The organism is Chrysosporum bergii ANA360D (assembly GCF_029891735.1).
Taxonomy (GTDB): Bacteria; Cyanobacteriota; Cyanobacteriia; order Cyanobacteriales; family Nostocaceae; genus Umezakia; species Umezakia bergii.
Window position 1 is genome coordinate 1 of sequence record NZ_JANQDH010000036.1, and the last position, 19,288, is coordinate 19,288.

The window sequence follows — 19,288 nt, forward strand, 5'->3', positions numbered from 1 at the left end:
CGCAGGTTCAGCGCCAAACCCACAACCCCAACTGATGCCATCCATAACCCTGTTACAGGCACAAACAGCATAAAGAAGTGTAACCAACGTTTGTTAGAGAATGCAATCCCGAAAATCTGAGACCAGAAACGGTTTGCTGTCACCATTGAGTAGGTTTCTTCTGCTTGGGTAGGATTGAACGCGCGGAAGGTGTTGGAACCTTCGCCGTCTTCAAATAAGGTATTTTCTACTGTGGCTCCGTGAATAGCACACAACAGCGCTCCACCTAGTACACCCGCTACTCCCATCATGTGGAAGGGGTTTAGTGTCCAGTTGTGGAAACCTTGGAAGAATAATAGAAAACGGAAGATGGCAGCCACACCAAAGCTGGGAGCAAAGAACCAGCTAGACTGTCCCAAGGGGTACATCAGGAATACGCTGACAAATACCGCGATGGGCGCAGAAAAGGCGAGGGCATTATAAGGACGGATGGCTACTAGACGGGCAATTTCAAATTGGCGCAACATAAAGCCAATTAATCCAAAAGCTCCGTGTAGGGCTACGAATGACCACAAGCCACCCAATTGGAACCAACGGGTAAGGTCTCCTTGTGCTTCTGGTCCCCAGAGTAACAACAGGGAGTGTCCCATGCTGTCTCCAGGACTAGATACTGCTACTGTTAGGAAGTTACAGCCTTCTAAGTAGGATGAAGCTAATCCGTGGGTGTACCAAGAGGTAACAAAGGTTGTACCGGTTAGCCAACCGCCTAATGCTAGGTAAGCGCAGGGGAATAACAGAACCCCTGACCAGCCTACGAATACAAAGCGATCGCGCTTTAACCAGTCATCTAGTACGTCAAACCACCCTCTTGTACTGGGGGCGCGTCCAACTGCGATGGTCATGATTAATGAATCTCCAGATGTTTATAAGTACAGTTCCGCTTACAAACCAGCTTTTTACAGCCATTCCGTATGCAGAAATTTTCCTAGATTGTCAATCTAGTTTACAAATTTTTACCGACTCTCATAATTATAAGAGCAAACCGTTAATTTTTCCACTAAATTATTTATTTAATTATTTATTTAATTATTGATTTAATTTCACCCTTAAATCACAAACAGGGGAGCGACTAGAACAATTATTCCCCAATTGCCAATGCTCTAACGCTAAAATTAGTCCTACAGTTATGTTTTGACTCATCCTAAATGTTTACCATTGACTTAAGTATCAGAAATACTGCTTTCCCCATATCAGTACAAAGCAAGACAGCAGAAGATGCTGAAGCTATCTATCAGCTAATTTTGGCAGCCATGCGCTCAGGCAACCCTGACATTGTGGAACTTAAGTGTGAGGGTAAGACTGAAAAGAAAATTGCTGTTCGTGCTAGTGAAATCTCAGGCGTACAGATTGCTCAAAAAGATGGTGCAACCACCAGTAGCGGTAGACCACCAGGCTTTTTTTCAGTAACAGCCGAATAACTAAGGTATAAAAATGTCCCAAGTTGGCATTCACGTCAAGGATTTAAATTTTAGTTGGCCCAATGGAGCAGCAGCAATCCAATCCTGCACCCTACAAGTACCAGTGGGTGAATTTTGGATGCTGTTGGGTAGTAATGGCAGTGGCAAATCAACACTACTGCGACTACTCGCCGGGCTATTGGCTCCCCAGTCCGGTGAAATTAAGGTTTTAGAGCCGGTTGGCTTTGTTTTTCAAAATCCTGATCATCAACTGGTGATGCCAACTGTGGGTGCTGACGTAGCTTTTGGGCTAGTAAAAGAAAACTTACCCCCTGCGATGGTGAGGAAAAGGGTAGAACAATCCCTGGAGTCGGTGAATTTATCCGCCCTACAACTACGCCCGATTTATGCTTTGAGTGGCGGACAAAAACAACGAGTCGCCATCGCTGGTGCCATCGCCCGGCGTTGTGAAATTTTACTATTAGATGAACCCACAGCCCTACTCGACCCAGATAGCCAACTAGACTTAGTAGCTGGTGTTCATCGCCTAGTCAAAAATCGGGGTATTACAGCCCTGTGGGTAACCCATCGCCTAGAGGAGTTGAATTACTGTGACGGTGCTTTCTTACTAGAAAAAGGCCGCTTGATAGACAAGGGTGAACCTCAACGTCTTAAACAACGTTTGATGACCATGAATGACCAAACTTCTTAAACACCCATTTTCTCCCATGGCTTTTTCTGGATAATCACCAACAATGTTAACGCGCCTCAACCGGGCGCGTTTCTCTCTGGGCAAGGTTTTTCCCCTCTAATTTGCTTACATATCCTATTTTTTACTGATTTGTAATACAGAGTTACAGGCAATACTTCAAGTACCATGAAATTTATGAATGAATTTTGTTAACTCTAGATAACTGTGATTAAAAACCATGTCTCGTTCATTACTTCCAGCTGTCTTGTTAGTAGACGGCTACAACATAATTGGTGCTTGGTCTTGCCTGAAAAAAACCCGTGACCAAGCAGGACTAGAAGCAGCGCGCTGGGAACTAGTGGAAGCAATGACTAGTTACAGCTCTTTTCAAGGGTATGAAACTCAAATAATTTTTGATGCCCAATATCAGAAATCTCCCACCAGTCAAGAAACAATTACAGAACTGTTGTCAGTTCATTACACCGATTTTGGGCAAACGGCAGACACCTATATTGAAAAGTGTTGTGCATCTCTACGCCACCAAAGGGCGCAATCTCTGATTAATCGCCTAATTGTTGCCACATCAGACCGGGCGCAACAGTTGACGGTACAGGGCTATGGCGCTGAATGGTTATCGGCAGAACAACTGTGTCATCAGGTGGAAAGCACAGTTTGTCGGATGCGACAGAAATATCAAAAACGCAAACCGTCTAAAAGTAGGTTCTTAGTCAACTCCATTGATGCCAAAGCCCGGCAAAGACTGGCTGAGTTACGAAAAGGTTTATAGTGGCCCATAGCATCCAAAAGCCTCTAACCACCCACCCGTAGGGGTTTTGGCTGCCACACCATCATAAGTCAACATCAGCAAAAAAAAATTTTTGCAAAACACTTGCCAAATTCCATATGTTAGTCTTATGATAAGAACTTGTGAGCGGTCCTCAGTAGCTCAGCGGTAGAGCGATCGACTGTTAATCGATTGGTCGCTGGTTCGAATCCAGCCTGGGGAGTTAAATAAAAATAATTTTGAGCCAAGAGTGAAGGAAAGAAAGTAAATTCCCAACTTCAGGCTTTTGGTATTCTTTAATTACTCAATATGCTAACTAAAATTTCTACTAATTTTGGTAATTCTTCAGGTACTCGATATAACTTTAAATCCTCAGTTATTTGTTTTGCTTGTCGATTATATGTAGCAAAACGCCAATCTTCACCCGTAGTTACTGCTCCATAGAGAATCGGTTGATCTGAGTTAATCCATTGATCAAGTGCTATTAATTCCACTGCTAATTGTGTAAATCCCCTGCTTAAATCTGCTTGTTTCGCTTCAATTACTAACAAACCTTTCCCTTTATCAATGTAATAATCTAAGTTGCCTTTTAGTTGATCACTGACATTAATCGCATACTCAATATTCAACTGGCTTTGGGCTATTTCACATACCTCTAATAATATCGGAGCAATGATCGCTTGTTTGCGTGCATCTTCACTGAGTAATTTTACTCGGCGAAGATTACGTTCAATCACTTCCTGCAATTGCTGTGTTCTATTAGCTAAAGATTCTGTTTTTGGTAGGTGCAAGCGTTCACGTTCATAACTACATCCCAATTCAGCCAGTATATCTTCTGGAGCAAATGGTAATTCAAAATACTTGCTGAAAGTATAGCTCTGTCCCGGTTGAATAATTGGTGGGCGACTCATATTTTTTTAATTCTCGGCAATTTTCATGTACTTAAAATAATATATAACTTCGTTAAATTGAAAACATCTTCTTAGAGGGTGTTTGAAAAGTTTTCTAATTCTCAGCTTATGGCATTTCTTAAACACATAACATACAAATATAAATCATCCTCTTGTATTGCGGGCATATTGCCCGCTAAAATTATACAAATTAAATCCGTGCAGCTACAGGTTATCCCTTTCTAACCTTAATTATGAAATATCACACTTACCAAAGGGAGAAACGCTAAAAGAAAATTATTCCAGAACCGCCAGTTAATTTTCGGTGTGGGTTCCGGTGGTGCTAATAAAGCATCTATTCTCTGTTCTAATCGCTCATTGTCATTAGTCCCTAAAGCAGCACAACAGATTTGTGATGATAAACTGCTGTTACTCACCACCAACACCAATGACTCCGCTAGCAGCAAAGGATCTACCAAGGAAGCAGCATAACTGTCAGCACGTAACTCCCGCAAAACTAACAATTCCTCCCACAAAAAATCTGTATTTGGTAACCAACTAGTACAAGCGCGTATCCAACCCAGCCAAAAAAACCAAAATGTGTCTCGGTAATGGTAGTGTCCTTGTTCATGTGCTAACACACTATCTACATGGGCTGGAGATAGAGTTTGCAGTAATCCTTGGCTAACTACTAATTCTGGATACCAAAAGCCAATTTGACCCGCAAAAGCAACATCTGTACTAAGTAACCGCACTTGTTTATCCCCAAGACTTACTAAGGGAGATTTCCGAGCAGATAACACAGATCGCCAACCTTGACCAGCTAAGATCAAGCACAAAATAGCCAAAAAAACCAGAAAAATTAAAGCTAATTCATAGCTTAACCAGCCAGTGTCTATTCCGCCCATTGTTCCTTGGGGTCCCATGAATAACACCGCGATCGCCGTCATAAAAATTAATAATGGGGGAAAGAGAAATAAAAATAGCGATCGCCGCCACCGCACATCCCAGCTACCTTGGAGATGATCACCAGAACATCTGACAATCCAAGCAACTGTTAAAGTTGTCAAAATCATGAACAGGTGCATAATTACTCTTTCTCCCTAGCTTGGCGTGCTGCTTGAATACGTTTAGCAATGGCTTCTAGTTGGTCGCTGGCCGCTGCATCTAGACTATCAGCAAAAGCGGCGATCACATCGGGATTACCCACGGCTAAAAATCGCTGTAACTGCTCGTGTGCTTTAATTACCTGTGCTTGCTCCTTGGTCAGTTTAGGTAGCCAATAAAATGCTCGCCCTTGTTTGTTACAAGATAACCATCCCTTGTCAGTGAGACGACGTAAAACTGTAGTGACAGAAGTATAAGCTAATTCCCGGTTAGGGTCAGACAAAATGCGATCATGTACATCCTTCACTGTAGCTGAACCCAGTTCCCAGATAATATTCAAAATTTCTGCTTCCAAAGGTCCTAAAGACAATTGTTTCGGGCGGTAGTCGGGTAAAGGTGCCATAGATTTAATACCTTAGAGGATATCTGGTTTTTGGATTGGTTCTATTTTTAGATTATCGTTGTTTGTGTTATCCGGCAGTGAAGACTATCAGAAATACTTTGATTTTTACTGCAATCATGTCAATGAGACCGATTAAAATGTAATCTCGGCAATAGTATTTAGAGCAGGTTTGTCCAGCCCGTGAAGCTATTCATATACCACACTCCAGAATTAACCCCCAGCGACACAACTCCAGACTGCGCGATCGCCGTCGATGTTTTGCGAGCTACTAGCACCATAGCCACCGTTTTGGCATCTGGAGGCGAAGCTGTGCAAGCTTTCAGCGATTTAGATCAGCTAATTGCAGTCAGCGAAAAATGGCCACCGGAAAAACGACTGCGAGCCGGAGAACGCGGCGGCGCTAAAGTCGCCGGTTTTGAATTGGGTAACTCTCCCCTAGACTGCACCAGGGAAGTAGTCCAAGGGCGGCGTTTGTTCATCAGTACCACTAATGGCACTCGCGCCCTACAAAAAATACAACATTCCCCCAGTGTCATTACCGCCGCCTTAATTAATCGAGGCGCAGTAGTGCGATATCTCCTAGACAAACAACCAGAGACTGTGTGGATTGTTGGTTCTGGCTGGGAAGGTAGTTTTTCTTTGGAAGATACAGTCTGCGCCGGAGCCATCGCTCATAGTTTAGTGGAGAATTGCCCAATTTCCCCGGTGGAACTAGCGGGTAACGATGAAGTCATTGGCGCGATCGCTCTTTACTCACAATGGCAGAATGACTTATTGGGACTATTCCACCAAGCCAGTCACGGACAAAGGTTATTACGTCTAAAATCACAGGAAGATTTAAAATATTGCGCTCAAGTTGATATTTTAGATGTCTTGCCAATACAGCAAGAACCGGGGGTTTTAAAAAGTCAATAATTACCCGTTTATTTTTTCGGTTTGAAAATGCCCCTTCTAGATTAAAATCTGGAAAGGGGTCTCTATTGAACATCGCACTTATCATCTATATTTGTACTTCGGTAACTACAACTGGGAGCAGCGTTGTTGGTAGTACCTAATAATTTCTGCTGTCACTTCAGACGGGTTGAGACCATCAGAGTGGATCTCAACTGCATCTGCTGCTTTTTGTAAAGGGGAAACTTTACGAGTGCTATCTTTCCAGTCCCGTTCAGCAATATCCTGTTTCAGCTGCTCTAAATTTACTTCAGGATGACCCTGTTTTTGAAAGTCTTGCTGACGGCGATGTGCGCGTTCACTAACTGAGGCAGTTAAGAATACTTTTACTTCGGCATCAGGGAATACATGAGTGCCAATGTCTCGACCTTCTGCCACTAAACCGCCTTTTTTACCCCAATCTTGCTGTTTTTTAACCAGTGCTTGACGCACAGCGCTTTGTGCTGCTATGGCCGATACTTGAGATGTAACCTCAATTGTGCGAATGGCCTCAGTAACATCATGACCATTAATCCAAACCCTGACGGGAGATTGCAGGTCATCAGTGGGGGTGAGTTCAATATTACATTGATTGACTAATTCCGCGATCGCGCATTCATCATCAATGGCAATACCATGTTGTAGCACTAGCCAAGTGACAGCACGATACATGGCTCCTGTATCTAAATACACTAAACCAAGTTTAGTTGCCACTTGACGGGCTACTGTGGATTTGCCCGCACCTGCGGGGCCATCAATAGCGATGATGGGTTGACGATCGCTCAAGATGGTATTATCAATTAAACGTGTGGAACCAAGACGAGCTGCGATCGCCAGCATTCCTTCCTCCTCAATTGTTTCTAATGACATTAACGTACTTGGTTTTACCAATTCTATATATTCCACGCAGAGATTACTAACCTTTGCCAGTTCTCCTTGTACCACTGCTATGATCTGGCTGCTGTCACGAACACCCGCTTTAAATGCAGCTGATCCTTGCTGTAAACTTCGATATAAGATAGCGGCTTGCTCTTTTTCTTGTGCTGTCAAGTATTGGTTACGAGAACTCAAGGCCAAACCCGACGGTTCCCGTACAGTTGGACAAGGAACAATCTCCACTGGCAAATTCAAATCAGCCACCAGCCGTTTAATAATAGCCAATTGCTGACCATCTTTTTGCCCAAAGTAAGCTCTGTCAGGTTGTACCAAGTTGAACAGCTTGGTTACAATGGTGGCCACACCCTGAAAGTGACCTATCCGCGAAGGACCGCACAGACTCGATATCATAGCAGATGGGGGTGTCACTTGGGTAACTGGAAAATCTTGTATACTTTTCCGAGAAACACCCATCTCGTCCGGAGTAGGTGCAAAAATTGCATCTACTCCCGCTTGTCTACAGAGTTGTTGGTCCGATTCTAAAGTGCGGGGATAGCGCTCATAATCCTCACGGGGTCCAAATTGCAGGGGATTGACAAAAATACTGACAATCACCCTAGAATTTTCTTGTCTTGCTCTTTTAATCAAGCTCAAATGCCCTTGATGCAATCCCCCCATGGTAGGAACCAAACCGACAGCAGTTTGGTACCACGTGGTTATTTCATCCAGTTCCCAATTTTCAGGAACCCGCAGGTAATTTTCTGAACAGCGTTGAGTTAAATAGCAGCGTAAGGCTGCAACTGTTGTAAGCAGGCGCACAAAATACCCCTAGTTCTTTTTAAACCTCTCCCCCGTTAGTTTATCTCTGAATTAGACAGTACAGGGCATTGAACTAGGAGGGAATTGGGGACTGGGTAAATCAAGTTTGGGATCACAATCTCAAATCCAATCATCCCCTTGTCCCCTTAGTCTTTTTGTGAACAGTTATCTACTGAGAATTTCAATTTTTACTGGTGCTAAACCACTATTGATGATTCCTATAGCTCTGGCTGCACCAGTAGATACATCTATTATTCTACCGCGAATAAATGGGCCGCGGTCATTGATTCGCACCACCACTGAGCGACCATTGCGGACATTAGTAACACGGACTCGCGTACCGAAGGGCAAGCTACGATGGGCAGCAGTCATTGCTTCTGGATTAAATCTCTCCCCCGTTGCCGTAGGTCTACCTGCAAAACCGCGACCATAAAAGGAAGCTATACCCTGGAAACTGAGTGGTCTATTGGTGGCGATCTGCTGTTCTGGCTGTAGCAGAGGAATTATGGGCTGTTTTGGTAGATTGGTAATTTCATTGATAGGAGGTGCATCGCCAATCAGTCTCCGCAGACGATTGGTAGCTTGCAGGGCATCTTCTGCCAGATTGTTGGTAGTGCCTGCTAATATGGTTTTTGCATTAATTTCTACTAATTCTTGGTGATTAACTTTGATCATGTAGCGATCGCTTGGCTGTTGTTGGAGAGGGGTACTTTTGTTCTGGGCTTGATTGGTAACTGTAGATTTACCCCCGCCCTTCCAGCTAACAGTAATTGTCTCAGCGTCCTCACTGTTTCGGAACAGCTGGTTAATACTAGCTGCTATTAAACCCGCTCTGTGAACCGGGTCATCATCTAGAGATTTTGTTTGGTTGTTGAGATTTCTCAACTTTTCTACACTAGTTAACTTGATTGAGTTAGCTGCAATTAAAGTCAAGGAAGGTTTTTCTTCACTATCTCCAATTACACCAACTTTTTTATCAACACTCGTGACTGGCTGAGAACTCAAAAAGGTCAGGACTGGAATATCTTTGATAAACAGCGTTGCCGCCTTGTAACCTCCAATATTGTGAGGATGAATCCTTGTCATCACAGCATCCGAGGTAAGTTCCCCCGCTGAGGCTTTAAACTCTCCTACTTTAACAGGATCGCTAAATGATGATTTTTGAGCAAGTGGAGTGGCTTCCTTTGCCCTAGTAGTTTGAGTGTGACCGGCTGAAGGCATAACCACAGCAGTCATAAACAGGGCGACAATAGTCCACAAATATCTTTGATTCATGGGTCAGATTTTAAAGCGACTGTAGAACAGCAGTTTCTTAGTTCGTGGGATTTTGTGCCACTTGAAAGTGAACTTGTTCCGTTTTCACTTTGGTTTATTAACTGAAGTAGATTAACATGAATTTTTCAGCTTGGGGATCAGGGTTTTAGCGTAGACATACATCAATAAGTTCAATTTCAATTCAATGTTTTAGGGCAAAACCTTTATCAAATGCGGATTTTGACCATGTAACCTTTTTTCTAATTAAGAAAATTTTTAATACGAAAATTTATTCCCTTACCAATTTTCGAGTGGCTGTAATACCCCTGATAATTAAATGTATTTTAAACAACATTTAATTATTTTTTAATCATCTGGGTAATCATTCCACATATTTAAGCCAAAACTCTCTCAAAGCCCGGTATGAATATAGGGGCTGAGTTCTTCCTCTACTCCTAAAAATATTCTGTATCAAGGCTTACAGAGATTCTTGATTTTAAATCAGCTAACAGCCATTTTCTGGGTTGAACTTATCTAGTTACATCTATTAAACCTTCGCATAAATGTATTTACTTATATAGTATTGTGTTTATTACTTCATAATTTAAACACAAAAGCACGCAAAAAAATCAAAAAATCCAGTAACAAAAAAAATTTCAAAAAATTAAAATCAATCATAAGGTCATAAAAAAAAGCTTCCTTAACATGAGTAACATACTTATAAAAGTAGTATTTAATACGCAAAAATTCCCTTGCCATATTGACTCAAATATGATTCACGGGTCAGGCATCAAGTGATCATGCAATGATCACCATTTTTTTTGCTTATAGTGAGGTTAACCAATGGGGATGCAGAAACCCCAGCATAAACGAAGTCGGCTTGGGTAGTTCATCTCACCGTAATTACCACACCCAGACTTTCATTCGCTAACCTGTCAACAGCACAGACCGCATAAGTTCCAGGTTGCTGCACAGTGGCGAAGGTTGTCCCAGCAGACAATACGCGCTGAAGTATCCAGGTGTTGTCAGTCTGGCGATAAAGTGTCCAAGAACGAACTAGTTGATCATTACCAGGTTGCCAACTCAAGCGGCGATCGCTGACTCGTAGGTTTTGGGGCGGTGGTGGTGCTGTTCCATTTTGCCATGACATAGTAGGTACTATAGCAGGCGTTTTGTAGAGAGAATTTCTCAATTGGTCTGCTATTCCCCGACGGTTTTGATTAATGGAGTTCATGCTAAAAAAGATATTACCCAGTGACAAATTAGAAGCTAAGTTGCGAGTGATGATCACTTGTTTACTAATTTCGTCATCTTTCCACGCTTTGCCGTCGAGTTGACTGATATTGTTGCCTACATATATGTGTCGCTGCTCAGGATTAACTTGACTCCACCATTTCAGCAATACAGGATAACTCTGTGCAGTTTGGTCAATGCGCCAATAAAGTTGCGGGGCAATATAATCAATCCAGCCTTGCTCTAACCATTTTTTAGCATCAGCAAACAAAACATTATAAGCATCTAAACCTCTGATTCCTGGGGGCTGTCCAGGCCGGTAAATACCAAAGGGACTAATACCGAATTTAACGTGGGGCTTTATGGCTTTAATTCCTTGAAATAGGCGCAACACCATTTGATTAACATTTTCCCGCCGCCAGTCGCCTAAGTTGAGTCTACCACCACTTGATCTATAGGCTGCATGGGTTTTATCATCGGGAAAATTCCGCCCCTCGATGGGATAGGGATAAAAATAATCATCTAGATGAACCGCATCTATATCATAGCGCCGCACAACATCCATGATTACGTTGTAAGCTTTGTCCTGAACAATTTTAATTCCTGGGTCCATCCATAATTGATTACCCCATTGGTAAACCACTTCGGGATTAGTCAAAGCTATATGGGGTTTGGCGTTAGGTCCGGCTTTAATACTGGTCTTAGCCCGGTAGGGATTAAACCAAGCATGAAGTTCAATGTTGCGTTTATGACATTCAGCAATAGCGAATTCCAGAGGATCATAAAATGGTTCCGGTGCTTTACCTTGAGTTCCCGTTAACCAAGCACTCCAGGGTTCTAATTGGGAAGCATACAAAGCATCACCCTCTGGTCGCACCTGGAAAATCAGGGCATTAAAATTGAGGGCTTGTAAGCGGTTGAGAATTTCGATTAGTTCTGCTTGTTGTTGTGCGGTTGAAAGTCCAGCTTTGGAAGGCCAGTCACTATTCCATACTGTTGTCACCCAAGCCCCGCGAAACTCTCGTTGATGACTAACTTTGACTGTTCCAGAGGCGGGTACAACTTTGGGCGGAAGTATAATATATTTGGAGCTTATTGGTTCAGACCTACCTAAATAAACTAAAGCCTGGTATACCATCACAGCTACTTCGGCACGGGTTGCGGCTAAGGTCGGGTTAAGCAATTTAATATTTGGGTAACTAACTACTAACTCTGTTCTGGTGGCGATGGCTACCTGGTTTCTAGCATAGCCGGGGATTTTATTGGCATCTTGATAGATTTGTGGTAATTGGTTCAACAAATCTGCTGGAACGTCAGCAGCCATCCCCAAGCCATTGACCAAAGCAACTAAAACATCACTACGGTCAATTCTGTGATTAGGGCGAAAACTTCCGTCAGGATAGCCGATAATAAATCCGGTTTCGTAAGCCTTTTTAATGGCACTTAAAGCCCAGTGATTAGGGGGGACATCAGCAAAAGGGACATACTGACGCTGGGAAGAAAGTGTAAATACTGCCCCAACTATAGCGGCGAACTCAGCGCGGGTGACTGAATTATCTGGTCTAAAAGTTCCATTAGGATAACCATTTAAAATGCGCCGGGTGGCTAGTTCTTCAATGAATGGGCTGGCCCAATGATTTTTAATATCTGGGAAACGAGTAGAATTAAACATGATGATCGATAGTAGGTAGCTTGGCTTGATGGTGATATTGTTTGTTAATTGAACAACAGAAAAGCGATCGCGTGTGTAAATATGTATAAATTTATATCTTTATGTTTTGTAGGTGCGACTAAAAACATATTACCAATGACCAAATTTATATTTCCATAACTCGGCGATAATGAGTTTCTATTTGTGCTATGGTTGGGGATTTGCGGTTTATTTCCCACTGGCTGCGGTTAAATAATTCCTGTCGTAAATGATCTACATTAATAGTATTAACCTCACCATTGCTGACAATTTGCCGCCCATTTACCCAAGCACTATCAACAACATTTGTGGGACGACCTAGTACTAATAAGCCAATGGGATCTGTACGGGGAAGTAATGATAATTTGGTTAAATCATAAAGTACTAAGTCAGCTTGTTTGCCCACACTAAGTGAACCAATTTGATCAGCTACATTTAAACCCCTTGCACCTCCTAATGATGCCATGTCTATAGATTTTCTGGGTGTGATCCAATTTTGATAATCTAAATCTGTGGTATTATGGAGGACTGATCCAATTTTAATAGCTTCTAGCAAGTCTTGGGAGTCATTACTAGAAGCGCCATCACAGCCAAATGAAACATTTACTCCAGCTTGGAGATATTTTAAAATGGGGGCAATACCACTGCCTAAACGCAGGTTACTTAAAGGATTGTGAACAACTGTACATTGAGTTTGGGCAAGGGTGGTAATATCAGTGTGATTTAACCACACACAATGAGCAAGGGAAGTGCGATCGCTTAAATATCCAAGGCGGTGCAGATGTTCAACAGCAGTACAACCGTATTTTTCTTGGGCGAGTTTTTCCTGTGCTTTAGTTTCCAGTAGATGGGAGTGACGACAAAGATCATAGCGATCGCTTAACTCAATACATCCCTGAAACAAAGCATCAGTACACAATTGTATTCCTGTGGGCGCAACTAACATACTCACACCAGCCTGGGGATGATGAAATTGTTTAATAGCCTCTTCTATAATTTCCAGTGTTGCGGCGGTTGGTCGAAAATAAGGCTGATGGTTTTGTACAAATTCCCCCGAAGGTAGACCAGCTGTCAGGGATTGGTCTTGAATTAACGGGGCGATAAAAGCACGAATCCCCACTTCTTGATAAGCACGGACAGCAATAGCGATGGTTTCTAATTCTTGTCCAGGAATTAACACCAAATGATCTACTACACTAGTTCCACCAGAAAGTAGAGTTTCTACAGCTGTTCCCAAAGCACTCAGATAAACCTTTTCTAAATCCAGAGGGGCAAAGTCATATAATTCCGCCAGCCATAACTCTAAAGGCAAAACGGACATAATTCCCCGTTGCCACATTTCTGATGAGTGGGTGTGGGCATTAACGAAACCTGGTAGTAATAGCTGATTGCTACCATCAACAGCAGTACCGATGACTTCTAAATCAGATGCTATGGCAGCTATTTTACCATCCACCACCTGCACATCCACAGTTAGGTAATCATCATTGGTGGCAATAAGAACGTTTTGAATAGTGAAACTCACTTTATTTAACCTTAATTAAGTAATTGAACCAACAGTACAAATCCAAGTTACAAATTTAAAGACCACAAACTGTGATCTAATCAACAGAAACCAAAATTCTGCACCAGGAGTTGGCAAAAACCGCCATTCTCATTATTGACAGGCTGATGTATTAATGCTTTGTTAAAAAAATATAAATTTTTTCCAGGCTGAAGCCAAGAGTGAAGGCGCTGGTTTTTTGGTTAAATCAATTGCAGCAAGTTTGGATTCCAAAAAGTAAGAATTGATTTACTGGATATTCTCATATCCGGCCTACCTCACTACACAAACAGAGGAAACAGATGGAAACTAAACCAACAAAACCATCACCAGCGCTGATGCAAATTCCTGAAGGCTATGTCAACATCATGGGTTACGTACATGAGTCAGAAGTTAATGGCCCTGGTTGTCGTGGGGTGGTCTGGGTACAAGGTTGTCCCCGTCAATGCTCTGGCTGCTTTAATCCTGAGTCCTGGTCATTTGCTATTAATCAACTCATTTCTGTTGATAGTCTTGTAGAAAAGATCCTCAGCAAACCTCATCATACGGGTGTAACTTTTTCCGGTGGGGAACCTTTTTGGCAAGCTGGCCCACTAGCATCTTTAGCCCGTCAGGTGAAAGCTGCGGGATTAAATGTCATGTCTTTTACTGGCTTCACCCTAGACCAACTACAATCTCAGTCTGCTCCGCCCAATTCCGCAGCATTATTAGCTCAATTAGATATTTTGATTGATGGCCCCTTTATAGAGTCTCTAGCGATTAATTCTCCCACTTCTTTGGTTTCCTCTAGCAATCAAGGTGTTCATGTTTTTAACCCAGAGTTAACAAACCAGATGAATTGGGCAAGTGACCAAATAGAAATTCATATTTTTAAAGATGGTAGCCGGATTGTTACCGGCTATCAAGGAAGTTTGAGCCAGTAATTACTACTTAACCACTGATTTGAGATTCAAGTACACCTATGGGACAAGCAACCTTAGTTCCGCCTAAACCACAATACCCATTGGGGTTTTTAGCTAAATATTGCTGATGGTAAGCTTCTGCGTAGTAAAACTCAGGAGCATCTAAAATTTCTGTGGTAATCTGGCCATAGCCTGCTTTGTTGAGTGCTTGCTGATAAGCGTCCTGGGATGCTTCCGCTAAATGCTTTTGCTCTGGGGAATAAACATAAATTCCTGAACGGTATTGAGTACCAACATCATTACCTTGGCGCATTCCTTGGGTGGGGTTATGGCTTTCCCAAAAAACTTTGAGTAGTTGAGAGTAACTAATCACTTTGGGATCGAATACAACCAAAACTACTTCATTGTGACCGGTCATACCAGTACATACTTCCTCATAGGAGGGGTTGGGGGTCAAACCAGCCGCATAACCCACTGCGGTTGTATATACTCCCGGAAGTTGCCAAAATTTCCGCTCCGCACCCCAAAAGCAACCTAAACCAAATATTGCTTGCTCCATTCCTTCAGGAAATGGAGGTTTAAGTGGATTTTGATTGACATAGTGTTCCTTGGGTACTGGTATTGATATTGTCCGTCCTGGTAAGGCTTCTTCACGAGTGGGAAGAGTCAGCTTTTTACCAAATCCAAATAGTCCCATAGTTTTTAACTTTGATTTCTCATAATTTTATTTACCTTATCTAACATTGTATGGAATTGTATGGAATAGAGCGATGTCCTGGAGATAATTTTTCTGGTTCTACTGGTTATGCATAGTGGCTTGTACTAAGGGTAACAGCCTTCCCAATTGCTCTTGTCCATTGACTGCTAATTCACTGTGACATAAATAAACTTTTTCTGTCACCCGCGAGAGTAAATCTGCTAATATGTTATGTAATCTTTTTTCTTCCAATAACTTTTCATCTTCTGCTGTCCAAGGTTGCCCTAATCTTTGTTGTAAAAACAAGGGCGCTGCAAATAGCGTTGCTGCACCTCCTTGTGTCCATAGGGGAGAACCAACATCTAACCAGAAATGCCAACGGTGAAATTTTCTATAAGACCGATACTGGAAAATGGTTGCTAAGGTGACGGCTTTTCTACCCGGTCCAATGGGACGCAAGGGGTAAGGGTTGGCGGTGATGGTACCACGGCGCAGTAGTTGTATAAATTCGGCGATGGTGGTGTTAACTTCTCTGGCTTTGGTGCTGGGGGTTGCTTGTCTTAAGCGGGTGTCAATTTCCCAGTAGTGCTGACTTGTTTCCAGTAATTCCCGCAATGCTGCCATTTGATCGTAGGGGGGGTTGGTGTACTTACACAAAAAGTCCTGAATTGCTAGATATAACAAAGAAACGGGACTGGGAATTAAACGCTGTGCTTGCTGCGATCGCTGTTTTTCTAACCATTGTAAAATCTCACCATAGGCTGTGGTAGCTGCATAGCCAATGCGATCCCAGCGATCAAATGCGGAAACTGGTAGTAAGTTAGGATGATCAGGATGAGGTAGAAAACAGTAATCTGCAATTAGTCCCGCCCGTACTGGGTCGATGCGGGAGGGGGGGGAAGAAGAACTATCCAGTGGTTCTGGTTTTTTACTAAACACAACCAACATCTCAGCCACAGCTTCTCGATCTACCAGGCGACCTAAACCAGGATAGACTAGTGCCAACATGGTGAGCAATGCTCTAATTAGAGGTGAACTAATCAAGGGGCGTTGGTCTTTAAGTGATTCAACAGGGATATTTTGCTTGGTGAGGATTTCTACTAAGGTATAACGAGCAATGGCATCTAAACCGGGTGCGATAATTGCCACTTCTTCTGCTTTGACTTGTCCTGACTTGATTACTGTAATTATTTCTTCAGCTGTCATGCGTAACAACTCAGCCCGGGATGTGGTTTGAATTAACTGCGCTGTCTTTGGTAAACTGGATAGTATTATTTGTTCTGATGCTAACTCCATCATAGGGGTAGCCAGTTGGTCTACTAAACCAGGTGAAGGTAATATATTTAATGTCTCAATTTGACAACGCCCCGCCAAACCCTCTAAATAGTTGGGATCTGCACCCAATCCCAGGCGCACACCTCCATCAGGGTTATAGCTAAACGCCCCTACAGCACCTTGATCTAACAAAAAATCAAACAGGCGACGCGCCACAGCTGGATAATCATCTACATCATCTGCTAAAACAGCTTGATAGCGTTGGGTGAGATGCTGTTGGTACAGGCGATCGCTCAATAACCTCTGACTGTAAAGTTCAGTAATCATCCCATAGGTGAGTAATCCCCGTTGTAAACACCAACCGCGCCACTCCAGTAATAAAGATGCCAAAAAATCGGCATCTACATCTAAATTCATGGCATTGTCCCGTAAGCCACTATGTAAAATTTTGCCAATATCCTCACAAGGTGTACCACTGTAAGCAGCCAATTGTAATAAATCTAGAATGCGCCGCACCAAACGGTACTCATTCACTGCAGAGCGCCCGGTGGTAACTGCATCTAGTCGGGAATACCAAAGTTTAGTAGCTAATTCCTGTTCTGTTTCTGGGCGTAATCTAACCGGGAATTGTGCCTTGATATTTAACGATTGAATCAATAAGGGCCAAAATAAAATCACCTCATCTTGAAAAAAACCCAGTATGGTCTTAGCACGCACTGGATATTTTCCCTGAGTTGCGCTAACAATTTTATCACCTAACTCCCGGCGATTATCACTATTGGCCGCTAAAACCAAAACTTCCCGCTGATTTTTAGTATAAAATGATTTAAAATGATGATTTTGACCCACCACCCAATCACAAAAACTTTCTACTAAACGATTTGTCTTACCACTGCGGCTACGGCCAACAATCCAAATAGAATCAGATATCACAAATTCTTCCCTTGTAGATTTGTTGTGTATACTTCCTGCGTTAAGTTAATGATCAGAATCACTAATCAACGGTAAATAATTACTGACGATGAGAATACCGATTTTTAGTCAAAAGATTTACAACTCTCTCCTCTCAGCTTACAGATGGTACTTACTCACCCCAGAGCGTTCCCTAGAAGCAGCCTATCAAGCTGCATTACATATTAAGTCCATAGAAGATGACTTTTTTAATGGTAACAAAATAGACTTAAACTCAACCATCTATAGTAATAGTGTGATGGATTATTTTGAGTCAGATTTAAGGCAAAAATTAACAACTGTCAGAATGCGACTGACAGAGTTTCGAGCTAGTCGTTTCTTTTCTAACGAATCTCATACTAGAGCAGCCCAAAAAACCGGGATTGAATACCCTAGTGCTAGTCTAATTTTAGAGAAATTACAATTTATTGATCAAGTAGTCTGCAAATATCATAACCTAGATCAGCAAATTAATTCCCCATCTGTAGTTAATCCAGCCCACATTGTTACACTTGATCAACCCACCTCCGCCACAGCATCACCAAGATTACTGAAGGGGAATGCACAGAATAAAAAACAGCGAGGTAAAAGCAATACCATGGGGATACTACCCCGGTCGATTTTCAACACCATCGGCCGCTTGCAAGTGGAGTTAGATCCTAATGCTGAAGAAGATGTTGTACAGAACTTCCGTCAAACCCAAAGAAGAACCATCATATCCATTAGATTTATTTTACTATTAATTATAGTACCTTTGTTAACCCATCAACTCTCAAAAGTATTAATAATCAGCCCAGTAATTAACCATTTTATAAATCCAGAAACAGCGCCAATCTTTCTCAATTCAGAAATGGAAGAAGACGCATTATTAGAACTACAAAGATTTGAAGAAAAAATAAAGTTTGAAAATTTGATTAGTAGCGCGCCTCCATTATCTGCGGAAGAAATGGAAATACAGACCGAAGATAAAGCGCGAGAAATTGCGGAACAATTTCGTCGCCAAAGTGCCAACGCTATTAAAAATGTATTCGCCGATATTTTCTCAGTTGGTGCGTTTATTTACCTGCTAATGATTAGCAAGCCTTCTATTATGGTGCTAAAAGATTTCTTTGATCATATTGTTTATGGTTTAAGTGACAGTGCCAAAGCATTTATTATTATTCTGTTTACTGATGTATTCGTCGGCTTTCACTCCCCCCACGGTTGGGAAGTAATTTTAGAAGGTGTATCTCGTCATTGGGGTTTACCTGCTAATCGAGATTTCATCTTTTTATTTATTGCCACTTTTCCCGTAATTTTAGATACTATCTTTAAATATTGGATTTTTCGTTATTTAAACCGTATATCACCTTCTGCTGTTGCCACATATCGAAATATGAATGAGTGAAAAATAAGCTCTCATTTAGGTGACAGTGCATTGTTTTACATATTCTACAAACCGATAACTGCTAGAGGGGACAAGCAGGATGCTTGTGTTACAGGGTAACACCGGCTTCTAGCCGGTATTTAGCCGCGCGCATTCCAGCTAGTGCAATTCACTCATTCTAAATTCACTCATTAACTCATTCTGCGCTGTTCTATTATATCGTGCAGCCAGGGAATAAATTCCCTGTCTAATAGCTAAAGTCGGTTAAAACCGACTAGTTTATGTGCAATGTTGATAAATCTTTCTCAAACCGATAAATGCTAGAGGGGACAAGCAGGATGCTTGTGTTACCATGTAACACCGGCTTCTAGCCGGTATTTAGCCGCGCAGCATTAACAGCTAGTGCAATTCACTCATTCTGCGCTGTTCTATTATATCGTG

Annotated in this window: 16 protein-coding genes and 1 tRNA gene; 7 read left to right on the forward strand and 10 right to left on the reverse strand. The window is 42.2% G+C overall.

Annotation, left to right across the window (positions count from 1 at the left end; all coding sequences use genetic code 11):
* The coding region (psbD, locus tag NWP17_RS05345) for a photosystem II D2 protein (photosystem q(a) protein) (RefSeq protein ID WP_280653878.1) at positions 1-881 on the reverse strand (881 nt) is incomplete at its 3' end.
* A gap of 303 nt (positions 882-1,184) precedes the next feature.
* Here psbD and NWP17_RS05350 point away from each other — a divergent pair.
* From NWP17_RS05350 to NWP17_RS05365, 4 genes are all read left to right on the forward strand, one after another.
* Positions 1,185-1,457, forward strand: a complete 273-nt coding sequence (locus NWP17_RS05350) for a UPF0367 protein family (protein ID WP_280653879.1) — start codon at positions 1,185-1,187, stop codon at positions 1,455-1,457.
* 13 nt (positions 1,458-1,470) lie between these two features.
* Positions 1,471-2,148, forward strand: coding sequence for an ABC transporter ATP-binding protein (locus NWP17_RS05355; protein WP_280653880.1), 678 nt, complete (start codon positions 1,471-1,473; stop codon positions 2,146-2,148).
* A gap of 217 nt (positions 2,149-2,365) precedes the next feature.
* A complete protein-coding gene (locus tag NWP17_RS05360) occupies positions 2,366-2,914 on the forward strand; it encodes an NYN domain-containing protein (RefSeq protein WP_280653881.1) in 549 nt (182 codons plus the stop codon).
* Between the two features lie 148 nt (positions 2,915-3,062).
* A tRNA-Asn gene (locus NWP17_RS05365) sits at positions 3,063-3,134 on the forward strand.
* A gap of 73 nt (positions 3,135-3,207) precedes the next feature.
* Here the strand turns inward: NWP17_RS05365 and NWP17_RS05370 are convergent.
* From NWP17_RS05370 to NWP17_RS05380, 3 genes are all read right to left on the reverse strand, one after another.
* Positions 3,208-3,822, reverse strand: a complete 615-nt coding sequence (locus tag NWP17_RS05370; protein ID WP_280653882.1) for a hypothetical protein — start codon at positions 3,820-3,822, stop codon at positions 3,208-3,210.
* A 227-nt stretch (positions 3,823-4,049) separates the two neighbouring features.
* Positions 4,050-4,889 (reverse strand): M56 family metallopeptidase, encoded by an 840-nt coding sequence (locus NWP17_RS05375; protein WP_280653883.1) that lies wholly within the window; start codon positions 4,887-4,889, stop codon positions 4,050-4,052.
* A 2-nt stretch (positions 4,890-4,891) separates the two neighbouring features.
* Entirely contained in the window at positions 4,892-5,311 is a 420-nt protein-coding gene (locus NWP17_RS05380; protein WP_280653884.1) for a BlaI/MecI/CopY family transcriptional regulator, read from the reverse strand.
* Positions 5,312-5,491: 180 nt separating this feature from the next.
* Between NWP17_RS05380 and NWP17_RS05385 the strand changes: the two genes are divergently transcribed.
* Complete coding sequence (locus NWP17_RS05385; RefSeq protein ID WP_280653885.1) at positions 5,492-6,226, forward strand: 2-phosphosulfolactate phosphatase family protein; 735 nt, start codon at positions 5,492-5,494, stop codon at positions 6,224-6,226.
* Positions 6,227-6,331: 105 nt separating this feature from the next.
* Here the strand turns inward: NWP17_RS05385 and NWP17_RS05390 are convergent, their stop codons facing one another.
* From NWP17_RS05390 to NWP17_RS05405, 4 genes are all read right to left on the reverse strand, one after another.
* Positions 6,332-7,936 carry a bifunctional pantoate--beta-alanine ligase/(d)CMP kinase gene (locus tag NWP17_RS05390; protein WP_280653886.1) on the reverse strand — a complete coding sequence of 535 codons (1,605 nt, stop codon included), beginning with the start codon at positions 7,934-7,936 and terminating at the stop codon, positions 6,332-6,334.
* 165 nt (positions 7,937-8,101) lie between these two features.
* Positions 8,102-9,211 (reverse strand): septal ring lytic transglycosylase RlpA family protein, encoded by a 1,110-nt coding sequence (locus NWP17_RS05395; RefSeq protein WP_280653887.1) that lies wholly within the window; start codon positions 9,209-9,211, stop codon positions 8,102-8,104.
* An 868-nt stretch (positions 9,212-10,079) separates the two neighbouring features.
* Entirely contained in the window at positions 10,080-12,095 is a 2,016-nt protein-coding gene (locus NWP17_RS05400; protein ID WP_425332649.1) for a glycoside hydrolase family 10-like protein, read from the reverse strand.
* Between the two features lie 145 nt (positions 12,096-12,240).
* Positions 12,241-13,638, reverse strand: coding sequence for an amidohydrolase (locus NWP17_RS05405; protein WP_280653888.1), 1,398 nt, complete (start codon positions 13,636-13,638; stop codon positions 12,241-12,243).
* A gap of 320 nt (positions 13,639-13,958) precedes the next feature.
* Between NWP17_RS05405 and NWP17_RS05410 the strand changes: the two genes are divergently transcribed.
* Positions 13,959-14,579, forward strand: a complete 621-nt coding sequence (locus tag NWP17_RS05410) for a 4Fe-4S single cluster domain-containing protein (RefSeq protein ID WP_280653889.1) — start codon at positions 13,959-13,961, stop codon at positions 14,577-14,579.
* Positions 14,580-14,586: 7 nt separating this feature from the next.
* On the opposite strand, the gene msrA is transcribed toward NWP17_RS05410, so the two are convergent.
* Entirely contained in the window at positions 14,587-15,255 is a 669-nt protein-coding gene (gene msrA / locus NWP17_RS05415) for a peptide-methionine (S)-S-oxide reductase MsrA (protein WP_280653890.1), read from the reverse strand.
* Between the two features lie 99 nt (positions 15,256-15,354).
* Positions 15,355-17,463 carry a PD-(D/E)XK nuclease family protein gene (locus tag NWP17_RS05420; RefSeq protein WP_280653891.1) on the reverse strand — a complete coding sequence of 703 codons (2,109 nt, stop codon included), beginning with the start codon at positions 17,461-17,463 and terminating at the stop codon, positions 15,355-15,357.
* An 88-nt stretch (positions 17,464-17,551) separates the two neighbouring features.
* Between NWP17_RS05420 and NWP17_RS05425 the strand changes: the two genes are divergently transcribed.
* Positions 17,552-18,868 (forward strand): proton extrusion protein PcxA, encoded by a 1,317-nt coding sequence (locus tag NWP17_RS05425; RefSeq protein WP_280653892.1) that lies wholly within the window; start codon positions 17,552-17,554, stop codon positions 18,866-18,868.
* Positions 18,869-19,288: the final 420 nt, after the last annotated feature.

Bases quoted from the DNA above. Each gene is read 5' to 3' on its own strand.
- NWP17_RS05395 (WP_280653887.1), bottom strand. From the start codon at position 9,211: ATGAATCAAAGATATTTGTGGACTATTGTCGCCCTGTTTATGACTGCT.
- NWP17_RS05370 (WP_280653882.1), bottom strand. From the start codon at position 3,822: ATGAGTCGCCCACCAATTATTCAACCGGGACAGAGCTATACTTTCAGC.
- msrA (WP_280653890.1), bottom strand. From the start codon at position 15,255: ATGGGACTATTTGGATTTGGTAAAAAGCTGACTCTTCCCACTCGTGAA.
- NWP17_RS05380 (WP_280653884.1), bottom strand. From the start codon at position 5,311: ATGGCACCTTTACCCGACTACCGCCCGAAACAATTGTCTTTAGGACCT.
- NWP17_RS05350 (WP_280653879.1), top strand. From the start codon at position 1,185: ATGTTTACCATTGACTTAAGTATCAGAAATACTGCTTTCCCCATATCA.
- NWP17_RS05375 (WP_280653883.1), bottom strand. From the start codon at position 4,889: ATGCACCTGTTCATGATTTTGACAACTTTAACAGTTGCTTGGATTGTC.
- NWP17_RS05400 (WP_425332649.1), bottom strand. From the start codon at position 12,095: ATGTTTAATTCTACTCGTTTCCCAGATATTAAAAATCATTGGGCCAGC.
- NWP17_RS05425 (WP_280653892.1), top strand. From the start codon at position 17,552: ATGAGAATACCGATTTTTAGTCAAAAGATTTACAACTCTCTCCTCTCA.
- NWP17_RS05355 (WP_280653880.1), top strand. From the start codon at position 1,471: ATGTCCCAAGTTGGCATTCACGTCAAGGATTTAAATTTTAGTTGGCCC.
- NWP17_RS05410 (WP_280653889.1), top strand. From the start codon at position 13,959: ATGGAAACTAAACCAACAAAACCATCACCAGCGCTGATGCAAATTCCT.
- NWP17_RS05360 (WP_280653881.1), top strand. From the start codon at position 2,366: ATGTCTCGTTCATTACTTCCAGCTGTCTTGTTAGTAGACGGCTACAAC.